The organism is Ralstonia soli, assembly GCF_023955655.1.
In the GTDB taxonomy this organism is placed as follows: Bacteria; Pseudomonadota; Gammaproteobacteria; order Burkholderiales; family Burkholderiaceae; genus Ralstonia; species Ralstonia soli.
Map to the genome: position 1 here is coordinate 1 of NZ_JAMXHT010000014.1, position 19,037 is coordinate 19,037.

The 19,037-nt window shown below is 64.8% G+C and carries 19 protein-coding genes and 1 pseudogene; 4 read left to right on the top strand and 16 right to left on the bottom strand.

Going from position 1 to position 19,037, the window contains the following annotated elements:
* The 7 genes and pseudogenes from NG900_RS25710 to NG900_RS25740 all read right to left on the bottom strand — a co-directional run.
* A pseudogene (locus tag NG900_RS25710) lies at positions 1-407 on the bottom strand (CbbBc protein); the annotation flags it as partial.
* Positions 408-435: 28 nt separating this feature from the next.
* A complete protein-coding gene (locus NG900_RS25715; RefSeq protein ID WP_252685097.1) occupies positions 436-2,091 on the bottom strand; it encodes an OFA family MFS transporter in 1,656 nt (551 codons plus the stop codon).
* Positions 2,092-2,396: 305 nt separating this feature from the next.
* Positions 2,397-2,810 (bottom strand): Hpt domain-containing protein, encoded by a 414-nt coding sequence (locus tag NG900_RS25720; RefSeq protein WP_252685099.1) that lies wholly within the window; start codon positions 2,808-2,810, stop codon positions 2,397-2,399.
* 155 nt (positions 2,811-2,965) lie between these two features.
* Positions 2,966-6,061 carry an efflux RND transporter permease subunit gene (locus NG900_RS25725; protein WP_252685101.1) on the bottom strand — a complete coding sequence of 1,032 codons (3,096 nt, stop codon included), beginning with the start codon at positions 6,059-6,061 and terminating at the stop codon, positions 2,966-2,968.
* Positions 6,062-6,063: 2 nt separating this feature from the next.
* Positions 6,064-7,218 carry an efflux RND transporter periplasmic adaptor subunit gene (locus NG900_RS25730; RefSeq protein WP_252685103.1) on the bottom strand — a complete coding sequence of 385 codons (1,155 nt, stop codon included), beginning with the start codon at positions 7,216-7,218 and terminating at the stop codon, positions 6,064-6,066.
* A gap of 4 nt (positions 7,219-7,222) precedes the next feature.
* A complete protein-coding gene (locus NG900_RS25735) occupies positions 7,223-8,476 on the bottom strand; it encodes a TolC family protein (protein ID WP_315862393.1) in 1,254 nt (417 codons plus the stop codon).
* A 289-nt stretch (positions 8,477-8,765) separates the two neighbouring features.
* On the bottom strand, positions 8,766-9,152 hold the full coding sequence (locus tag NG900_RS25740) for a MerR family transcriptional regulator (protein WP_252685107.1): 387 nt from the start codon (positions 9,150-9,152) through the stop codon (positions 8,766-8,768).
* An 83-nt stretch (positions 9,153-9,235) separates the two neighbouring features.
* On the opposite strand from NG900_RS25740, the gene NG900_RS25745 reads away from it, so the two are divergent.
* Positions 9,236-9,667 (top strand): hypothetical protein, encoded by a 432-nt coding sequence (locus tag NG900_RS25745; protein WP_252685109.1) that lies wholly within the window; start codon positions 9,236-9,238, stop codon positions 9,665-9,667.
* Here NG900_RS25745 and NG900_RS25750 read toward each other — a convergent pair.
* From NG900_RS25750 to NG900_RS25785, 8 genes are all read right to left on the bottom strand, one after another.
* A complete protein-coding gene (locus tag NG900_RS25750; RefSeq protein ID WP_252685111.1) occupies positions 9,664-10,080 on the bottom strand; it encodes a BON domain-containing protein in 417 nt (138 codons plus the stop codon). The two genes, NG900_RS25745 and NG900_RS25750, sit on opposite strands and share 4 nt — an antisense overlap.
* A 55-nt stretch (positions 10,081-10,135) precedes the next feature.
* Entirely contained in the window at positions 10,136-10,603 is a 468-nt protein-coding gene (locus tag NG900_RS25755) for a DoxX family protein (RefSeq protein ID WP_252685112.1), read from the bottom strand.
* Positions 10,600-11,376, bottom strand: a complete 777-nt coding sequence (locus NG900_RS25760; protein WP_252685114.1) for an HvfC/BufC N-terminal domain-containing protein — start codon at positions 11,374-11,376, stop codon at positions 10,600-10,602. The genes NG900_RS25755 and NG900_RS25760 overlap by 4 nt, the downstream gene beginning before the upstream one ends.
* Complete coding sequence (gene bufB / locus NG900_RS25765) at positions 11,363-12,232, bottom strand: MNIO family bufferin maturase (RefSeq protein ID WP_252685116.1); 870 nt, start codon at positions 12,230-12,232, stop codon at positions 11,363-11,365. The genes NG900_RS25760 and bufB overlap by 14 nt, the downstream gene beginning before the upstream one ends.
* 24 nt (positions 12,233-12,256) lie before the next feature.
* A complete protein-coding gene (locus NG900_RS25770) occupies positions 12,257-12,523 on the bottom strand; it encodes a BufA1 family periplasmic bufferin-type metallophore (protein WP_252685118.1) in 267 nt (88 codons plus the stop codon).
* 220 nt (positions 12,524-12,743) lie between these two features.
* Complete coding sequence (locus tag NG900_RS25775) at positions 12,744-13,265, bottom strand: DNA-binding protein (protein ID WP_252685120.1); 522 nt, start codon at positions 13,263-13,265, stop codon at positions 12,744-12,746.
* 113 nt (positions 13,266-13,378) lie between these two features.
* Complete coding sequence (locus NG900_RS25780; RefSeq protein ID WP_252685122.1) at positions 13,379-13,639, bottom strand: H-NS family nucleoid-associated regulatory protein; 261 nt, start codon at positions 13,637-13,639, stop codon at positions 13,379-13,381.
* Positions 13,640-13,786: 147 nt separating this feature from the next.
* Positions 13,787-14,686, bottom strand: coding sequence for a DMT family transporter (locus NG900_RS25785; RefSeq protein ID WP_252685124.1), 900 nt, complete (start codon positions 14,684-14,686; stop codon positions 13,787-13,789).
* A 125-nt stretch (positions 14,687-14,811) separates the two neighbouring features.
* On the opposite strand from NG900_RS25785, the gene NG900_RS25790 reads away from it, so the two are divergent.
* The 3 genes from NG900_RS25790 (at position 14,812) to ggt (ending at position 17,713) form a co-directional block, all read left to right on the top strand.
* The gene (locus tag NG900_RS25790; protein ID WP_252685126.1) at positions 14,812-15,264 is read left to right on the top strand and encodes an Lrp/AsnC family transcriptional regulator; all 453 of its coding nucleotides are present in this window, start codon (positions 14,812-14,814) and stop codon (positions 15,262-15,264) included.
* Between the two features lie 90 nt (positions 15,265-15,354).
* The gene (locus tag NG900_RS25795) at positions 15,355-15,831 is read left to right on the top strand and encodes an Lrp/AsnC family transcriptional regulator (RefSeq protein WP_252685128.1); all 477 of its coding nucleotides are present in this window, start codon (positions 15,355-15,357) and stop codon (positions 15,829-15,831) included.
* Positions 15,832-15,997: 166 nt separating this feature from the next.
* A complete protein-coding gene (gene ggt / locus NG900_RS25800) occupies positions 15,998-17,713 on the top strand; it encodes a gamma-glutamyltransferase (protein ID WP_252685130.1) in 1,716 nt (571 codons plus the stop codon).
* A 60-nt stretch (positions 17,714-17,773) separates the two neighbouring features.
* Here the strand turns inward: ggt and NG900_RS25805 are convergent, their stop codons facing one another.
* The gene (locus NG900_RS25805) at positions 17,774-19,027 is read right to left on the bottom strand and encodes a D-amino acid dehydrogenase (protein ID WP_252685132.1); all 1,254 of its coding nucleotides are present in this window, start codon (positions 19,025-19,027) and stop codon (positions 17,774-17,776) included.
* Between the last annotated feature and the right edge of the window lie 10 nt (positions 19,028-19,037).

Sequence of the window (19,037 nt, forward strand, 5' to 3'; positions counted from 1 at the left end):
GCGATCAGCGCGAAGGCGGCGTCCCACTCGATCGGGACGTACTTGTCGCTGGCCGCGTCGTAGACCATCGGGTACGTCAGGCGCCCCTGGTCTTCGAGCGCGTAGTCGGACCATTCGGCGAGTTCATGCACGGTGTGCCGGGCGAAGAACTCCGGCGTGGTGCGGCGGGACGTGGCTTCTGCTGCAACGGCTTTGACGCCGTTCTCGCAGAACTCGAACGTGGAGGCGTGATCCCGATCAGGCCATGCGCAGCCGGGGCAGTCGAAACCATCGGGCTGGTTGGCCGACAGCATCGTCTTGGCGCCCTTGGCCGCGATGCCTTGCGACAGCAGTTGATGCGCGACGCTCTTGAGCGCGCCCCAGCCACCGGCCGGATGACGGTAAAACTCGATTTTTTGGTGCTTCATTGGTGGCGGAGCGGCTTCAAATCAGGGGTCAGGAGAACAAAACTGCAGCTTTTTGCAGTGTAATCCAAACCCCCCAGCCCAACGGCAGGCCGACGGCTGCCCAGGCCAGCACCACAGCCAACGCGGAACCTGGGTGTGCCTTCCATTCCAGCGACGTTTCCGGCGCGACAACCGACGGTGTCGGGCTCTTGGTGGCAGCGGCGTGGCGCTGTTCGTCCAGCTGCGCCTCGGTCATGAAGTGCTTCGGGGCCACCGGGCGCACCAGCAGGTTGCACAAGAAGCCCAGCACCAGCAGGCCGGCCAGCAGCATCATCGTGATGTCGTACACCGCAGCGCGTTCCACACCATGGGCGATCTGGTACTCGCGCAGGTAGTTCACGAGCACGGGGCCCAGGATGCCGGCCGTCGACCATGCGGTCAGCAGGCGGCCGTGGATGGCGCCCACCATTTGCGTACCGAACATGTCCGCGAGATACGCTGGCACGGTCGCGAAACCGCCGCCGTACATCGACAGGATCACGCAGAAGGCCAGCGCGAACAGCGCGATGTTGCCCGAGTGCGACGTCCACGGAATCGATGCGTAGAGCACGACGCCGAGCACGAAGAAGATCGCATACGTCGTCTTGCGGCCCAGTCGATCCGACAGCGATGCCCAGAAGAAACGGCCGCCGATGTTGAACAGGCTCAACAGGCCCGTAAAGCCCGCAGCGATGGCCGCGATCTGGCCCTTCTGCGCCGCCGTCAGCTCGGTGAACGACGTCGACACGCCCAGAAGCTTGCCGCCAAACACTTCCTGCAGCAGCGGCGATGCCATGCCCAGCACGCCAATGCCCGCCGACACGTTCAGGCACAGCACGGCCCAGATCAGCCAGAACTGCGGCGTCTTCAGGGCAGCATTCACGTGGACGTGGCGCTGCGTGACCATGGTGTCTTTCACCTTGGCGGGCGAGGGTGTCCAGCCGGCGGGTTTCCAGCCGGTGGGCGGCACGCGATAACCCAGGGCGCCGGCCATCATGAATACAAAGTAGATACCGGCCAGCACGATGAACGTTTGCGCGACGCCCACGGATTCCGGCGTGGCGAACAGCTTCATCAGGCGGTCTGCCAGTGGGGCGCCGATCATCGCGCCGCCGCCGAAGCCCATGATGGCCATGCCGGTCGCCATGCCGCGCTTGTCCGGGAACCACTTGATCAGCGTCGATACGGGCGAGATATAGCCCAGCCCCAGGCCGATGCCGCCAATCACGCCCGAGCCTACCCACAACAGCCACAACTGGTGCAGTTGGATGCCGAGCGCCGAGAGCAGCAGCCCGCCGCACCAGCACACCGCCGACACCACACCAGCCTTGCGCGGGCCGACGCGTTCGAGCCAGCCGCCCCACATGGCCGCCGACGCGCCCAGGAAGACGAAGAACAGCGTGAACATCCAGCCCAGACTGGAGACGCGCCAGTCGCAGCTGGTGGTGAACAGCTCGGCAATCAGCGAGACATCGGCGCCGCAGGTGAGCGGCTTGCTAATGCCCAGCGCGCGGCCCAGCGGCAGCCAGAAAACAGAGAAGCCATAAGCCATGCCGATGCACAGATGGATAGCCAGCGCGGCAGGCGGAACCAGCCAGCGGTTGAACCCCACCGTGGCGATGGTGCGTTCGCGCGAAAAAAATGGATGCAGGACTGCTTCGGACATCGAATCCCCCCGGATAAGTTGAGTGCCCGTGTTGTGACGTAGTGACGTGATGAAGCGGTGCGGCCGCGCCGGTCATGGCCGGTGCGTGCCTGCCGGCTGCGGTTGCAGTGCGCCGACGTTGCCCGCGAACGATAGTGGGGGTCCGTGCTCTAGATCAATAGTTGTAATGACCCGTTGTATGGTGATTTACGCATCCCACAGCCGAACTGTTTTATTTATGTGGGGGAAAACATAACAACGCGATGAGGGATCGCCGTGCCGTGCCGCAGCTGTTCAATCGGCGTTCCGTCGAACGCCACGCTCGCCTAGCCCGCAACCGCTGAATCGGGCCACGCGCGGGTGTTTGCCAGCTGGCGGAATTCGCTGGCCAGCATGTGCAACTGGGCGAGGGCGGATTCCATCTCCGTCTTGCGTTCGTGAAACGGCCCGATGCTTTGGGCCGTGCGTTCGATGATGCGGGCGGCGTCCCCAATGGGCTGATGCCCCAGCATGCGCGCAGAGCCCACGATGCGGTGCGCGGCTTCGATGATCTGCGCATCTTCGCCACTGCGGATGGCTTTTTCCAGATTAGCAAGGTCTTGCGCAACCGTATCGGAGAAGAGGTCAACGATGAAGCGCCATTGCTGCAGGTCGTTGCCGAACAGTTCGGTGAGCGTGCCGATGACCTGCTCGGGGAGTTGCGCGGCAATGTCGGCGAGAGCGGTTTGCGTGGTTTGCATGGTGGCGGTCGGGGCGATCAGGTTTGATACGCACTGTGCCTTCCGTGCCCGCCTGCAACCATGAGATTGATCCGATTCTGGCGTGCGTTCAATGAGAAACGGGCGCACCGCCCTTGATGCGGTGCGCCCGTTTTCGCTGACAGCCTGAACGTCGATCAGGGCAGCATGGCAGCGGTGGGGCTCACATCCGAATCGCGCGAGGGCGGACGGCGGTGGCGGTGCGCCCACGTGAACACCACCGGCAACACCAGCAGCGTGAGGATCGTTGTCGTCACCATGCCGCCGACGATCACCAGCGCCAGCGGGCGTTGCGCCTCTGAGCCGATGCTGTGCGACAGCGCCGCCGGCAACAGGCCCAGGCCCGCCAGCATGGCCGTCATGATCACTGGCCGCAGGCGCAGTGCGGCGCCGTCCACGGTGGCCTCACGAATGTTCTCCGACTGCGACAGCCGGTTGACGTACGAGATCAGGATCACCCCGTCCTGGATGGCAATGCCGAACAGCGAGAGGAAGCCGATGCCCGCCGAGATCGACAGCGTCTCGTGCGCGATATGCAGCGCCAGCAGCCCGCCGATGGCTGCGAACGGCACGTTCAGCACCACCATCAGCGCGTCCTTGAAGTTGCCGAACGTGCTGTACAGCAGCAGGAAGATGACGAGGATGGTCAGCGGCACGATCACCATCAGCTTGCCCTGCGCGACCTTCATCTCGTTGAACTGGCCGTCCCACTTCACGGTGTAGCCCTCGGGCAGCTTGACGTTGCTGCCCACTACGCGCTGCGCCTCATCCACGGCGCTGCCCAGGTCACGCCCGCGCACGCCAAACTTGATGGCGATGTAACGCTTGCCTTCCTCGCGGTAGATGAAGAACGGGCCGTCGGTCATCTCCACCTTGGCGATCATCGACAGCGGAATGTGCTGGCCGTCAGGCGTATCGATCAGCAGCTCGCGGATGGCGTCGTACGATGCGCGTGCCTGCTGATTCAGCCGCACGGCGAGCCCGAACGATTTCTCGCCCTCCAGAATCTGCGTGACCGGCGCGCCGCCAATGGCGTACTGCACGAGGTTTTGCACGTCGCTCACGTTGATGTTGAAACGTGCAGCGGCCTGGCGGTCGATGGAGACATTCAGCGTCGGTTGCCCCAGTTCGCGGAAGATGCCCACATCCACGAGACCTTGCACCTTCTTGAGCTGCGCCTGGACCTCGTTGGCCTTGGCTTCCAGCACATTGAGGTCGTTGCCGAACAGCTTGACCGAGTTCTCGCCCTTCACGCCGGAGAGCGCCTCGTCCACGTTGTCCTGGATGTACTGCGAGAAGTTGTATTCGATGCCGGGAATCTTCTCCAGATGCTTTGACAGGCGCTCGACCAGCTTGCCCTTGGTCATGCCGGCCTCCCACTTGTCGGGCGGCGCGAAGTACAGACCGTACTCCTGGTTGAACACGCCGGTGGAATCGGTGCCGTCGTCCGGGCGCCCGATCTGCACCGATACCTTCTGGATTTCCGGCTGCTTGGTGAAATACGTGCGCAGGTCGTTGGCGACCGAAGCGGAGTAGTCCAGGTCCACCGTATTGGGCAGCGTGATGCGCAGCCACAGGTTGTTTTCTTCCAGCGTGGGCAGGAATTCCGTGCCGAGGAAGGTGGCGCTGTACAGGGTCAGCACAAGCGCTGCGATGGCCGTCGCAAACACCGCCATCGGGCGTGCGATCAGCTTGCGCAGCAGCGGCTTGTACCAGCGCAGAATCGCCGTGATGAACGCCGGCGAATGCGGATGCAGCGTCTTGCCGAACACGAACGATGTGGTGGCCGGCACGAAGGTCAGGCTCAGTACGATCGAAGCCAGCAGGGCAAATCCCATTGTGAAGGCCATCGGCTTGAAGATGATGCCTTCCACGCCGCCGATGAAGAACAGCGGCGAATACGCCACGATGATGATGCCGGTGGAGAAGATCATCGCGCGCTGCACTTCGCTGGTGGCCTTGACGATGGCGTCGTCGAGCCTCTCGGCGCCTTCTTCCAGGTGCCGCATGATGTTTTCCATCACGATCACGGCCGCATCGACAATCACCCCGAAGTCGATCGCCCCGAGCGAGATCAAATTGGCCGGCACGTGGAAGTGCTCCATGCTGATGAACGACACGCACAGCGCCAGCGGAATTACCGCCGCCACCACGGCCGCCGCACGCAGGTTGCCCAGGAAAACGAACAGCACCGCCAGCACCAGCGCAATGCCCACCACCAGCGTGTGTTCCACCGTGCCCATGGTGATGTCGAGCAGCACCTGGCGGTCGTAGAACGGCTTGATCTGAACCGACTTGGGCAGGATGCCGTTGTTCAGTTCAGTCACCTTCTCGCGCACCTTGGCCAGCACCTCGCTGGCATTGGCGTCGCGCTTGAGCAGCACGATGCCTTCCACCACGTCGGGCTGGTCGTTGTATTGCACCTGGCCCAGGCGCTGCACGTTGCCGACTTCCACCTCGCCGATGTCGCGCACGCGCACCGGCACGCCATTGTTGGCGTTGACCACCACGTTGCGAATGTCGTCCACCGTCTGCAGCAGGCCCACGCCGCGCACCACGAACTGCTGCTCGCCGTCCCGCAGCAAGTTGCCGCCGGTGTTGTTGTTGGCATTGCCGATGGCCGTGATGAGCTGCGACAGCGTGATGCCGTACGACTGCAGCTTCGCCGGTGACGGCACGATGTGGTACTCCTTCACCTTGCCGCCGAAGGAGCTCACATCCGCCACGCCCTGCACGTGCTTGAGCCCCTTGGAGATGTCGTAGTCCTGGTAGCTCTTGAGCGTGGTGAGGTCGACGCCGTCGCCCACCAGGCGAAAGCGCATGATCTCGCCCGTGGCATCCGAGTCGGGGCTCAAGGCGGGCTGCACACCCGTCGGCAGGTTGGCGCCCGCCAGATACTGCGAGAAGCTCTGCCGCGCCTTGAAGCTGTCGGTGCCTTCCTTGAACTTGAGCGTCACCACCGACAGCCCGAACAGCGACACCGAGCGGAACGACTGCACATCCGGCACACCGGCCAGCGCGTTCTCAATGGGGATGGTGATCTGCTGCTCGACTTCCGTGGTGCTGCGTCCCGGCCACTGCGTAATGGCCTGCACCGACAGCGGCGCCACGCCCGGATACGCCTGCAGCGGCAGCTCGCGGAACGACAGCACGCCCGCCACCAGCAGCGCGATCGCCAGGAAGACGATCAGCAGCCGTCGCTTGAGGATGCCCGCGATGGGGTTGAACTGCATGCTCAAGCTCCTGCCTTCACGATCATCTCGTTGAGCAGCGCCGCGCCACGCACCACCACCTGCGAGGACGCATCGAGCCCCGCCGCGACGGCGAAGTTGCCGTCAGCGCCGGCATCCTTGCCGTGCACCTCAACGCGCTTGAAGTGCTTGGCGTCACTCTGCACGATCACGTAGTAGCTGCCGTGGTCTTTCACAAGCGCGGATTTGGGCACCACGGTGGCCTGGCCGCTGCCGGTCTGGATGCGCGCCGTGGCGTACATCTCGGGGCGCAGCAGGCCGTCGGGGTTAGGCACATCGCAGCGCACGGTGAGTGTGTGTGTGGCCGGATCGATGTTGGGCGCGATAAAGCTCACGCGGCCCGTGAATTCGCGCTCCGGATAGGCCGAGGTGTGCAGCGAGATCGCCTGGCCGATGTGCACGCTGGCAATGTCGTTCTCATACACATTGCCGGTAAACCACAGCACGCGCGTGTCCACGATGCTCATGAACGAGTCGCCCACGTTCAGGAAGGCGCCGGGGTCCATGTTGCGCTTGACGATGGTGCCCGAGATGGGCGCACGCAACGTCAGGTGCTCGGCTGGCGTACCGCGCTTGGCGATCTGCGTGACTTCCGCATCGGACATGCCAAGCACGTGCAGGCGGCCGGCGGCGGATTGCACGGTCATGTCTGCGTCGTCCTGCAGGTCCTTCATGTTGGAGCCCTTGAGCTGGCGGGCGGTATTCAACGCCAGCAGGTATTCCTTCTGCGCGGAGATGAAATCCGGCGCGTACAGCTGCGCAATGGGCTGGCCTTCGCGCACCAATGCGCCTTCGAACAGGAGGATCTGGTCCAGCCGGCCGGCCACGCGCGCCGATGCCAGCTTGGTGCGCTCGGCGTTGTAGGCAAGCTTGCCCGGCGTGGAGAGCTCCACCGGCACCGAGACCCGGCTGACCTGCGCGACCTGCACCTGTTGCGGATCAAATCCGCCATCTGGAATTTCAACGGAGTCCGGCGTCAGACGCGCAGGCGCATTGGCCGCCGGAGCCGAGGCGGCGTCCGTAGCGGGCTTGGCGGCATCAGCAGGTGCGGCGGCTGGCCACTTGCGTCCGACCACCACGCCAACAGCGAGGGCTGCCGCCACGGCGATCACAGCGACGAGGGGAGAAAACTTCTTCATGATCTTATTGAGCTTGAACCGGCGAACGGCCCGTGGCCGCGAGCAGCGAGTGATAGGCCTGCAGGGCCGTGGCCTGCGCCTGCGCGACCGCCAGTTCCGCGTTCTTGAGCGCGCCCTGGGCGGTGAGCAGGTCGTTGAAGTTGGCGTTGTTGCTGGCGTAATTGGTCATCGTCACGCGATACGCCGCCAGCGCCTGTGGCAGTTGCCGCTGCTTGTTGAAGTCGAGCTGCGCGAGTGTCTGGCGCAACGTGTTGTAGGCGGTGTCGACAGCCAATAACGTTTGCTGTCGCACCGACGTATCGTTGGCCTCGCTGGCGATCTGGCTCTCCACCGCCTGGTTCACGCCGTACTTTTCTTTGGTGAAGAACCAGAACGGGATGATCACGTCCAGCTCGATCTGGTAGCTGTTCGGACGCACACCGTAGGGCGGGTTCTCCGTCGTCACGGTTGCGATGACCTGGAAGTCGGGCAGATACGCCTTGCGCGCCAGCGTCACGCTCTTGCGTGCGGCGTCCATCAGCTCAGCCGAAGCCTTGATCGACGGGTGCTCGCGCAGCGCCTGGTTTTCCAACTCGAGCAGCGGCTCTTCCGGCAGGCGCACGGCGTCGTCATCGGCACGCAGCACGAGCGGGAAGCTCGGGTCTTTGCCGATCAGCGTGTTGAGCGTCTGGACCGTGCTGTCGTACTGGCGTTGCGCGGCAAACAGGTCGTTCTGTGCGCTGCTCTGCATCACCTGCGCGTTGAGGAAGTCGGCGTAGGCGGCGGCGTTGTTGGCATAGCGCACGCGGGTGATCTGCTTGACCTGCTCCAGGCGCGTGATGGCCAGCTTCTGCACGTCGATCTGCTTTTGCAGGGCGATTGCCTGGTAGTACGTGGTGGAAAGCTGCGCGTAGAGCTGCAGATACAGCGCATCGTTCTGCGCATTGAGCGACTCGGCCTGCCGGTCGGCGATCTCGGCCGCCAGCGATTTCTTGCCCGGAAACGGAATCTGCTGCGTCAGGTTGTACTGGCTGCCCCCGGCGCGGTTGACCGCCAGTGGGAAGCCCTTCGGGACGCTGTTCCAGATGTAGCCGAGCTGCGGATTGTTGGGTGCCGCCAGCTGCGGCGGGATCGACTTGGCTGACAGGTAGTTATGGCGGCCCTGGATCAGTTGTGGATTGTTGCCTTTGAGCTCTTCCAGCAGTTCGACCAGATTGAAGCCGGGGCCAGTGACGCCGGGCACCGACGGCTTGATCGGCGGCATGACGGCCACTGGCATGCTGGCCGCAGCCGGTGCCGGTGCCGGCGCTGGCACCGGCGTGGCTGCCCAGGCAGCGGCAAATGGCAAGCAGGCCACCGCGCATAGCGTGGCCCTCGCCCGTGGATGTAATGCACCCCGATATTTCACTGCAGCAGACTCCCCTTGAGACGGGTGCGTTTTTACCGGCGCGAACTTTCAAGCGCCTTTCACGGCTTTGCAAGCCGCCGGCGCGTGTCATGTGGAACGCCTGAGAACCGTCCCGAGGCGGCAGTCTGCGTCAGTTATATGACAGGACATGAAGGCCGTTTCAGGCGCTTGCAAGCGGACAAGGCATCCCCACACGGGCGGCGAGTGCATCGCGCGTGGCCTGCAGGCTGGCGATACGCGCGTCGATGGCGACCAGTTTTTCGCGCAGCAGCGCGGTGATTGCGGCATCGATGTCCGGCTGCTGCCACACCTGCGTCATACCCTCGCTGATTTCTGCCAGCGTAAAACCCAACTGCTGCGCGGTGCGCACGTAGCGCACCAGTTCAACCGCTTCGGGCGGATAGGCGCGATAACCGTTGCTGCGCCGGCGCGCCCGGATCAGCCCGCGCGTTTCGTAAAAGCGCAGGCCATCGCGCGAGACGCCAGTGGCGGCGGCCAGGTCGCCAATGGAGAGATCGTGAGAGGGGGCTGGAAGGGGCGTCGGCATGGTGGCTCCACAACAGAGGTCGCTTGACCTTGGAGCGTACACCAGGGTTTAACGTGGTGCCTCATTCACTTGAGAGGCCCCATATGGTTTCCGAATCGACGTTTGTACGGATCGTGCGCGCGAGCGCCTGGTATGACCTGATTGTGAGCGCGCCGTTTGCCACGCCGTGGACCTTCGCCTGGCTGCATCAGGCGCTGAATGCACTGGCTGGCGCCCTCGGCATCGGCACGTTGCCCGACTTTGCACCCGAGCATTTGTTGATGGCCAACCTGATGGGGTCAGTGGTGTGCGTGTGGTCGGTGTTGCGCCTGCGGCAGACGAGCGTAGCGCTCGGCCGCTACGATGCCGCCGCGCGGTGGCTTTTTGCGGCGTGGCAGGCGTATGCGGTGCTATCAGGAGGCACGCTGCTAGTGGTGCCGTTCCTGGTGGTGGAAATGGGTTTCGGGCTGCTGCAATCCATGCCCGTGGGCAGCGTGCCCGGGCGAACGGGCACGCGGGCAGCCCGAGCGGGTTAGCGCGCGGCCGGAGCGCTGGCCGGGGCCTCAGGCGGCAATCCTGCCGGGATGTACGGGCCGCCGCCCAGCACCTGCATGCGCGAGAGCACGCGCAACTGGTTGTCGAACTTGGCCGGCTCGACAAAGCGCTTGACGTCGTCGCCTGCGCGGCGGGCCATCTCGGGGGTATCGACCCAGCCCGTGAGCGTGACTTTGCCGTCAGGCGTGGTGTGGATGCGGATCTGGCGAGGGTTGAGTGCGGTGTCCTGGTCCAGCGCCGCCTTGACCTGGTACGACAGCAGCGAATCGTCGGTCATGCGGGCGCCGGTGCTGTTCGGGCTATCGCCCCATGCGCAGGCCGTGAGCAGCGCTGCCGCGCCGATTGCAGCCAGTACGCCGGCCGGGACCATGAGGGGCAGCTGTGGAAAGCGCATCGATACTCCTGAAGAAGATGGCGACAGGCTCACATGATAAGCCCGCGCTGCCCCCTTATTTCGACCGACGTTGCCACAGAGTGTGTACGGCCAGCCAGCCCGGGCCCACCGTTGCAACGATGGCGATCAGCACCCCCCAGACAAAGTGGAACTCGATGGCCGAGGCCGACAGGTTGGCCCAGTACGACACTGCTGCCACGAGGTTGACGAAGAACAGCCCCACCGCGGCCAGCCGCGGCACGATGCCCGCCAGCATCAGCGAGGGGAAGACCAGCTCGCCGAACGTGCCAAGCGCCGCTGCCAGTGCGGGCGGCAGCAAGGGCACTCTGTATTCCTCGGTGAAGAGCAGCAGTGTGGTGTCCCAGTCGTGCAGCTTGGTCAGCCCGGATCGGAAGAACACGTAAAAGAGATACGCGCGCGCGATCAGCAGAACGACGGAGCAGAGGCCACTCTGCGGGCCCGCAAGGCGGTCGAGCGTGGTGCGAACGCGCGTGAGCGGCGCAACGGTGGTGAGTGTGTTCATGACATGTCTCCCGGATGGGTGATGTGGAATGCAGGGCATGCAGACAGCGCCAGCAGCCCCGCGCGATAGAGCCCGGCCAAGCAAGCGGTCAGGTCAAAATCTGCCCGCTGGGCCAGCGTGGTCTCGAGGGCCGCCTGCAGCGACGGCGTCGCCTCGCAAGCGGCAAGGAACACGGCGGTGGGCGCATCCAGATCAAGCACGGCGACGTGATTTCCGCGCACGGTCACGACTGCCGCTTCGGCCACACCCAGGTCGATCTGGTTGAGCGAAAGGTCGGCGCCCGGCTGGTGCGCGCGCCAGATCGACGCTACCGGCCACGAAGACGCAACGCACCGTGCGCTGTCGACCAGCCCGGCGCGAATCGCATCGGCGGGCCGGGCGAGCATGTCGCCCAGCGTGCCGGTGTTCAGCGCTTCGACGTCGGCATCGGGTGCGTAATGTGCCCAGTGCACGCACCACTCCAGCCGTGCCACGTCTGCCAGATAGGGCACGCTGTCGGCTAGCGGCGATTGCGCAATGACCGTGGGCAGCGCATCCCCGTAGCGATGCAGGTTTGGCGACGTGGACGTCTGCACGGCGAGCGTGTCGCGCACCAGGGCATCAAAGCAATCCTCGCCGACGAGCGTGCGGCAGACCGGATAAGCCGCCGCCAGCGCATTGCGCAGGATGACCAGCCGCGCGTTGCGATAGACCGCCACGCCGCGAGCCTCGTCGCCAGGCGCCGCCGTTGTGAGGGCGTGGATCAGATGCGCTTCCCAGTCAGGCAGTCGCATGGCGGGGCTCCTGCATGGGCGTGTTGGCATGGCGATCGAGCATCGCCTGGGCGCGCGCGGCTTCCTGCAGCAATATGTGCACGGGCGGAATGTCGGCATCCCATTCGATCAGCGTCGGGCGTGCGCCGTGCGCGGCAATCCACGCGTCGTACAGGGCCCAGACAGGCGCATGCACCGGCGCGCTGTGCGTGTCGATCAGCAGGCCGTCTTCCTCGCTGAAACCCGCCAGGTGGATCTCGCCGACCAGCACGGGATCGAGCTCGGCGAGCACCGGTTCCACCGCCACACCGTGGTTGACGCTGTTCACATACAGATTGTTCAGGTCCAGCAGGATGCCGCAGCCGGTGCGGCGTGCGAGCGCGGTCAGGAATGCGCCTTCGGAGACGGCCTCGTCCGCATCCACCAGCGCCCGGCAGTCGATATAGGCGGCGATGTTCTCGATCAACAGCGGCCGCTTGAGGATGTCCTGCGCGCGCATGACGTTGGCGCAGACGATGTCGAGCGACTCGCGTGAATACGGCAGGGGCAGCAGATCGTTGACGACCTGCGCGCCGCTGCGGTTGAAGCACAGGTGTTCGGAAATGGCGGCAGGCGCGACCGCATCGGCCAGCGCGGCGATGGCGCGCACGTGCTCGACGTCCAGCCCATCCGCGTTGCCGAGCCCCATGCCCACGCCGTGCAGGCTGACGGGCTGGTGCGCCCGTGCGGCCAGAAGCGCGGCGCGTGCGGGGCCGCCATACAGATAGTTCTCGCTGTGCACTTCCACCCATGGGAAACGGGCTTGCCTGTGCAGCAGGGCGGGAAAGTGCGGGGCGCGCAGGCCGGCGCCGGCGCAGGTTGGCAGAGCGGTCTGCATGGCGGTCACCCGACTGGCGCGGCGTTACTTGGCCGGGGCCTGCATCATGCCGCCCATCTGCATGCAGGTGCCGGCGGGCACGTATTTCCACGAGGTCGGGTCCTTGTCGATCTTCGACTGGCCAGCACAGGCGTGGGCGCTGCCGGGGCTGGCGCAATCGTTCTGGCCGGCCTTCGCCACGCCGTAGCATTTTTCCTTGCCGGCGGCGTCGGCGGCCTGTACCGGGGTGGACAGTGCGCCCAGCGCGAGCAGGCTACCCAGAGCGGCGGCGATCATGGCGTGTTGTTTCATTTGCGTTCTCCTTGAGTGAACAGGTGTCGTTGAACGGCAGACGGGCGAAAGCCCTTGCCGTACGGTGCATTGCGGCATGCGCATGCGTGTTCCGTGCAACTTCGTCGGGGCACGTGCGCGTTCCTGACACGGAGAACAGATTTTTTTTTGGGGCGGGTAAACCAGCAGCAAAAAAAAGGCGACCCAAGCGGGCCGCCTTCAGGCAGAGAACAGGAAAGATTTACTTGGCGTGGTGCGACGCGCGTGTACGGGCGGCCTTCTTGGCGGCTGCCGACCGGCCCGCCGCGCCCTTGGTTGCGGCCCCCTTCTTGGCTGCGGCAGAGCGCTCGCTGCTCGACCGCTTGGATGCCGCGCTATGGGCCTGCTTGGACAACGCCGACTTGGACGCCGCCGCGTGGCCTTCCTTCTTCAGCGTGCGCGTCGTGGTCTTGCTGCGCTTGGCGGTCGATTCCTTGCTGGCGCTGGCATGGCTGCTCTTCTTGCTGCCCGCCTTCATGTCCTGGGCGGCCTTCTTGCGCGTGGCTGCCGAGGCTTTGCCTTCCCCGGGCGGCTTGACGGCAACGCCGGCGCGGCGCGCCTTGGACAGCCCGATCGCGATGGCCTGCTTGGTGTTTTTCGCACCGTGCTTGCCCTCGCGGATGTGATCCATCTCTTCCTTCACGAAGTTGCCCGCCTGGGTCGAGGCGGCCTTGCCGTGGCGCTTGTCGGCGCGCGCACGTTCCACGGTTTTGCGTTCCGGCATGATGACGTCCTCCGTTGGGTTGGAGCGCCGCCCGGTGATGCAGTGTCAGATCGATAGACCGGCGGCGCTTGCACCCACAACCACGCAACCCGCGTACCTGCGCGGCGCGGGCATCAGCCGATGCGGAAATGTTCGATGCTCTGGCCGGCGTTGACCGCGCGCTGCAGCCAGTCGGGCATGTCGCCGATGCCGTCCCAGCGCTGGCCATCGGCGCTCATATAGAGCGGACCGACGGGTGCGGGCGGCGGAGGCGGCGCGTCAAAGCAACCGTGCGTCTGCAAATCTTCGACGGACAAATCGTAGGTTTGCATTTGTTCCAGGATCCAGGCGATCGCGGCTTCGCGGCCCGGGCCCGGCGGGTGACCTTCCTTCATCTTGTACGTATGTCTTGGTTTTTTTGTCCGCCGGCTGCCAAGGGGGAGAGAGGCAGACGCAGGGCGCGTCTGGCGCCAGCGGATAACGCACAAGAATAACAGCAGTTGGGCCGCCCACTCCTGTTCGAAATGCTGCAGCCCATTGCATTATTTGACGGCGGCGGATTTCCCCGCTCGCAACCACCGATACGGCGACCAGCCCAGGTTCATGCCTGCCGCCGCCAGCAGGATCGCCCCGGCGCCCAGGAACTGCGCCAGCTGCAGCCGATGGCCGAAGGCAACGATGTCCACCGCGATGGCAACGATGGGGTAAATGAACGACAGCGACCCCGTCAGATGCGTCGGCAGCCGCTGGATGGCGCCGTAGAGCAGGATGTACATGAGGCCCGTGTGCACCACGCCCACCGTGACGAGGATCACCCACGTGTGCGCATCCGCCGGCGGATGCGACAGGTTGGCCAGCGGCGCCAGCATCAGCACACCCACGCACACCTGGATGAGCGCGATCAGGTGCGGCGGCGTGCCGGCGAGCTTCTTGGTGATGATGGCGGCCACCGCATACGCAAACGCCGCGCCCAGCGCCAGTGCAATCCCCATCAGGTAATCGGTGCCCGCGCTGGCGGCCGGCCCCACCTGCACGATCAGCACCACACCGATGAAGGCGATGGCCAGCCACGTGAGCTTGGCCGCCGTCAGCTTCTCTGACAGAAACAGCGCTCCGAGTCCGACCAGCATGAACGGCTGCGTGTTGTAGACCGCCGTGGCAATCGAAATGGACGCCCGCGGATACGCCGCAAACAGCAGCAGCCAGTTGATGACGATGGCCACGCCGCCCAGTGCGGCAATGCCCGCACGCCGCCAGGTGATGGCACCCCGCAGCAGCCCCAGCCCCGCACACACCGCCAGGAGCGTGAGCGCGCCGAACAGGCAGCGCCAGAACACCACGTCCATGACCGGCTGGCCCGAGCGGACCACGAACCAGCCGATCGTTCCGGAAATCGTCATGGCGGTGGTCATCTCGACCGTGCCGCGTGTCTTCTCGTTCATGCCTGCCACCTTGTGCGTTGGATGCATGAAGGATCGCATGTGGATCGCCCGGCTTCCATTGCTTTTCTAAGGCAAAATGGTCGTAGTTTTTTTATAAATAAGGTAAATCGCCATCTGGAGGTGCGATGAGCACGATTGACGCGCTGGACCAGCGGATTCTCGATGTCCTGCTGAGCGATTCCCGTATCTCGCTCAAGCAGTTGGCCGAGCAGGTGGGGCTGTCGTCCCCGAGCGTGTCGGAGCGGCTGCGGCGACTGGAGGAACGCGGCGTGATTCGCCAGTACACGGTCGACATCGACCCGAATGCGCTGGGCTACCCGCTGCAGGCCATCGTGCGGGTGCGGCCCATGCCCGGCAAGCTGCATATCGTGCAGAAGCTGATCGAAGAGATTCCCGAGATTGGGGAATGCGACAAGGTCACGGGTGAGGACTGCTTCATCGCCCGGCTATACGTGCGCTCGATCGACCAGCTCGACCACATTCTCGACCGCGTGGCCGATCACGCCGAGACCAACACCGCCATCGTGAAGGCGCAGCCGGTGCGGCGGCGCGCCCCGCCGTTTCCTGCGGCGGATTGAAGGCCACTGCGAAAAACCACGGCGCCCCAGTGGGGGAAATTGCACTATTCTGCGCAGCTCCGCGCAAAAAATTCTCACTGGAAGCCCGCCATGGCCGCACAGAAATCGCTCGAACTGGATGCCTTCGATATCGCCATCCTCAACGCCGTGCAGCGTTGCTACACCACGCCGCTGCGCGTGATCGGCGAGCAGGTGAACCTGTCGACGGCGGCGGTGCAGCGGCGCATCAAGCGGATGGAGGAGGCCGGCATCATCGTCGGCAACGTGGCGGTGGTGGACCCTGAGCGGGTGGGCAAGCCCATCACCGTGATCGTCGAGGTGCATGCCGAACGCACCAATACTGCGGCGATGGCGGCGCTCAAGAAGGCGCTGTCCGGGCCGGAGGTCCAGCAGTGCTACTACGTGACCGGCGAGGCAGACTTCGTCCTCATCCTGAACGTGGCCACGATGACGGAGTACGAGGCCCTGGCGCGCCGCCTGTTCGACGACAACGACAACATCAAGTGGTATCGCACGGCAGTGGTGCTCAACCGGGTAAAGGTCGGGCTCGAAGTGCCGCTGGCCTAGCACTGCAGGCCGTTCCACTGCCGGCGTAATGCGTCAATACGGGGATGAGGCTATAGTGCGCCGGCGCGCCGCTTGATAAGGTTCGCGCGCCGATAACGCGCACGCCGGCACAACCGGCGTCCAGGAAGGAAGAAAAGGAGCTCCTATGCAGAATCCAAGAACAGGCATGCGGTGGATCGCCGCCGCAATCGTTTCACTCAGCCTCACGACTGTGGCCCCCGCCCAAGCCGCATCCGTGGCACCGGTTGCCGCAGAAAACGGCATGGTCGTCTCGGCCCAGCATCTCGCCACCATGGTCGGCGTGGATGTGCTCAAGCGCGGCGGCAATGCCGTGGATGCCGCAGTGGCCGTGGGCTACGCACTGGCCGTGGTCTATCCGGCAGCCGGCAACCTCGGCGGCGGCGGTTTCATGACCATCCAGCTGGCCGATGGCCGCAAGACCTTCCTCGACTTCCGTGAAGTCGCCCCGAAGGCCGCCACCGCCAACATGTACCTGGACAAGGACGGCAACGTCATCAAGGGTGCGTCCACCAAGGGCCATCTGGCCGTGGGCGTGCCGGGCACCGTGTCGGGCATGGAATACGCGCGCCAGAAGTACGGCACCATGCAACGCGCTGCACTGATCGCGCCGTCCATCGCGCTGGCCGAGAAGGGCTTCACCCTCGACCAGGGTGACGTCGACATGCTGCACACCTCCACCAAGGACTTCCAGGAAGACGCCGCTTCCGGCGCGATCTTCCTGAACAAGGGCCAGCCGTTCCAGGTGGGCGAGAAGCTGGTGCAGCGTGACTTGGCCAAGACGCTGCGCGAGATCAGCAACAAGGGCACCGACGGCTTCTACAAGGGCTGGGTCGGCGAAGCCATTGCTGCATCGAGCAAGGCGGGCGGCGGTCTGATCACGACTGCAGACCTGACGAGCTACAAGACGCGCGAACTGGCACCGGTCGAGTGCGATTACCGTGGCTACCACGTGGTGTCCGCACCGCCCCCGAGCTCGGGCGGCGTGATCATCTGCGAAATGCTGAACATTCTGGAGGGCTATCCGCTCAAGGAACTGGGCTGGCACTCCGCGCAGGCCACGCACTACCAGATCGAAGCCATGCGCCACGCCTATGTGGACCGCAACAGCTACCTGGGCGACCCGGACTTCGTGAAGAACCCGCTGGACCGACTGCTGAGCAAGGACTACGCGGCCAAGATCCGTGCCGTGATCGACCCGAAGAAGGCCGGCGTGTCGAAGGACATCAAGCCGGGCGTCGAGCCGCATGAAGGCAGCAACACGACGCACTACTCGATTGCCGACAAGTACGGCAACGCGGTGTCCGTCACGTACACGCTCAACGACTGGTTTGGCGCCAAGGTCACGGCTGCCAAGACGGGCGTGATCCTGAACGACGAAATGGACGACTTCACCGCCAAGGTCGGCGTGCCGAACCTGTACGGTTTGGTGCAGGGGGAGGCCAACTCGATCGCCCCGGGCAAGCGCCCGCTGTCGTCGATGAGCCCGACGATCGTCACCAAGGACGGCAAGCCCGTCATGGTGGTGGGCACGCCGGGTGGCAGCCGCATCATCACGGCCGTCATGCTGACCATGATCAACGCCATCGACTACGGCATGAACGTGCAGGAATCGGTCGACATGCCGCGCTTCCACCAGCAATGGCTGCCGGACGTGACCAATGTCGAGCCGTATGCACTGTCGCCGGATACGCGCAAGGTGCTGACCGACATGGGCCACAACCTGGGTGCACCGCAACCGGCCAACCATCTGGCCGCGATCATCGTCGGGGCGCCGTCGCTGGGCGGCAAGCCGGTCGGCAACAACAAGTTCTATGGCGCGAATGATCCGCGCCGCAACACGGGGTTGGCTGCCGGTTATTGACCAGCGCCACACCAAAAAAAGCCCGCCGAAATTCTGGCGGGCTTTTTTTCTTTGCGGTGATCAGTGCAGCGGGCAGTCGCGGGCGATGACGTTACCGATCATGGCTGCGGTGGCGCCGGACAGCGTCCACCCCAGGTGCCCGTGGCCCGTGTTGTAGAACACGCGCGCATGCCGCCCGCGGCCGACGCGCGGCATCATGTCGGGCATCATCGGGCGCAGGCCGGCCCAGGGCACCACGCGCGACGTGCCGATCGCAAAGTTGCGGCGCGTCCAGGCCACCAGCGGTTCGATCCGGTCCGCACGGATGTCACGGTTGTAGCCGTTGAACTCGGCGGTGCCGGCCACGCGGAAGCGGCCCGCGCCCAGGCGGCTCGTGACGATTTTGGCGCTCTCATCCAGCAGGCTGACCCACGGCGCGCCTTGCACGCTGGCCTCGTCGTCCAGGTGCACGGTGATCGAGTAGCCCTTGACCGGATACACGTTGATGCGGTCTCCCACCATCTGCGCGACATGCCGGCTGCCAACGCCCGCGCACACGACCAGCGCATCGGCGGAAAGATCCTGTACGACATTCGCGGCGCTGGTGGAGAGGCGATCGTCCAGCGTGGTCTGCAGCAGGAGGCGGACGCCGCGTTCGGTGGTTTGCACGTCGCGTACGTCCACGCCCTGCATGAAGCGCACGCCGCGCTTTTCACAGGCCTGCGCGAGGCCGCGCGTGAACTTATGGATGTCGCCGGTGGCGTCGGACTCCGTGAAGTAGCCGCCGTAGTAGTTGCCGCGCAGCGTGGGCTCGATGGCGGCGATCTCTTCGGGGCTCACGGCGTGGCGCTCCAGCCCGCCGGCAACCAGCAGCGCATTGGCCTTGCCCGCGGCCGTGAAGGTCGCCTTGTCGTGATAGACGTGCAGGATGCCGCGCCGCTGCAGGTCGAAATCGATCTGTTCGCGCTCGGCCATTGCAAACAGGTGCTGGCGCGCCTCGATGGCCATGCGCGTGGTTTCGATGGTGTTGCGACGGTAGTGCGCGATGCCGGCCATGAACTCGCCGATCCACGAAACCTTGTGCCACGACGGCTTGGGATTGAGCAGCAGCGGCGCGTCCTTGCGCAGCATCCACTTGATGCCCTTGAGCAGCGTACCCGTGCTGTTCCAGACTTCGGCGTTGCTGGCGGAAAGCTGCCCGCCGTTGGCGAACGAGGTTTCCATGGCCGGGTACAGATGCCGGTCGAGCACCGTGACCTGATAGCCGAGTTGCGAGAGTGTGTAAGCGGTGGTGACGCCGGAGATGCCGGCGCCGACGATGACGATGTGCGTCATGGCGGTCCCT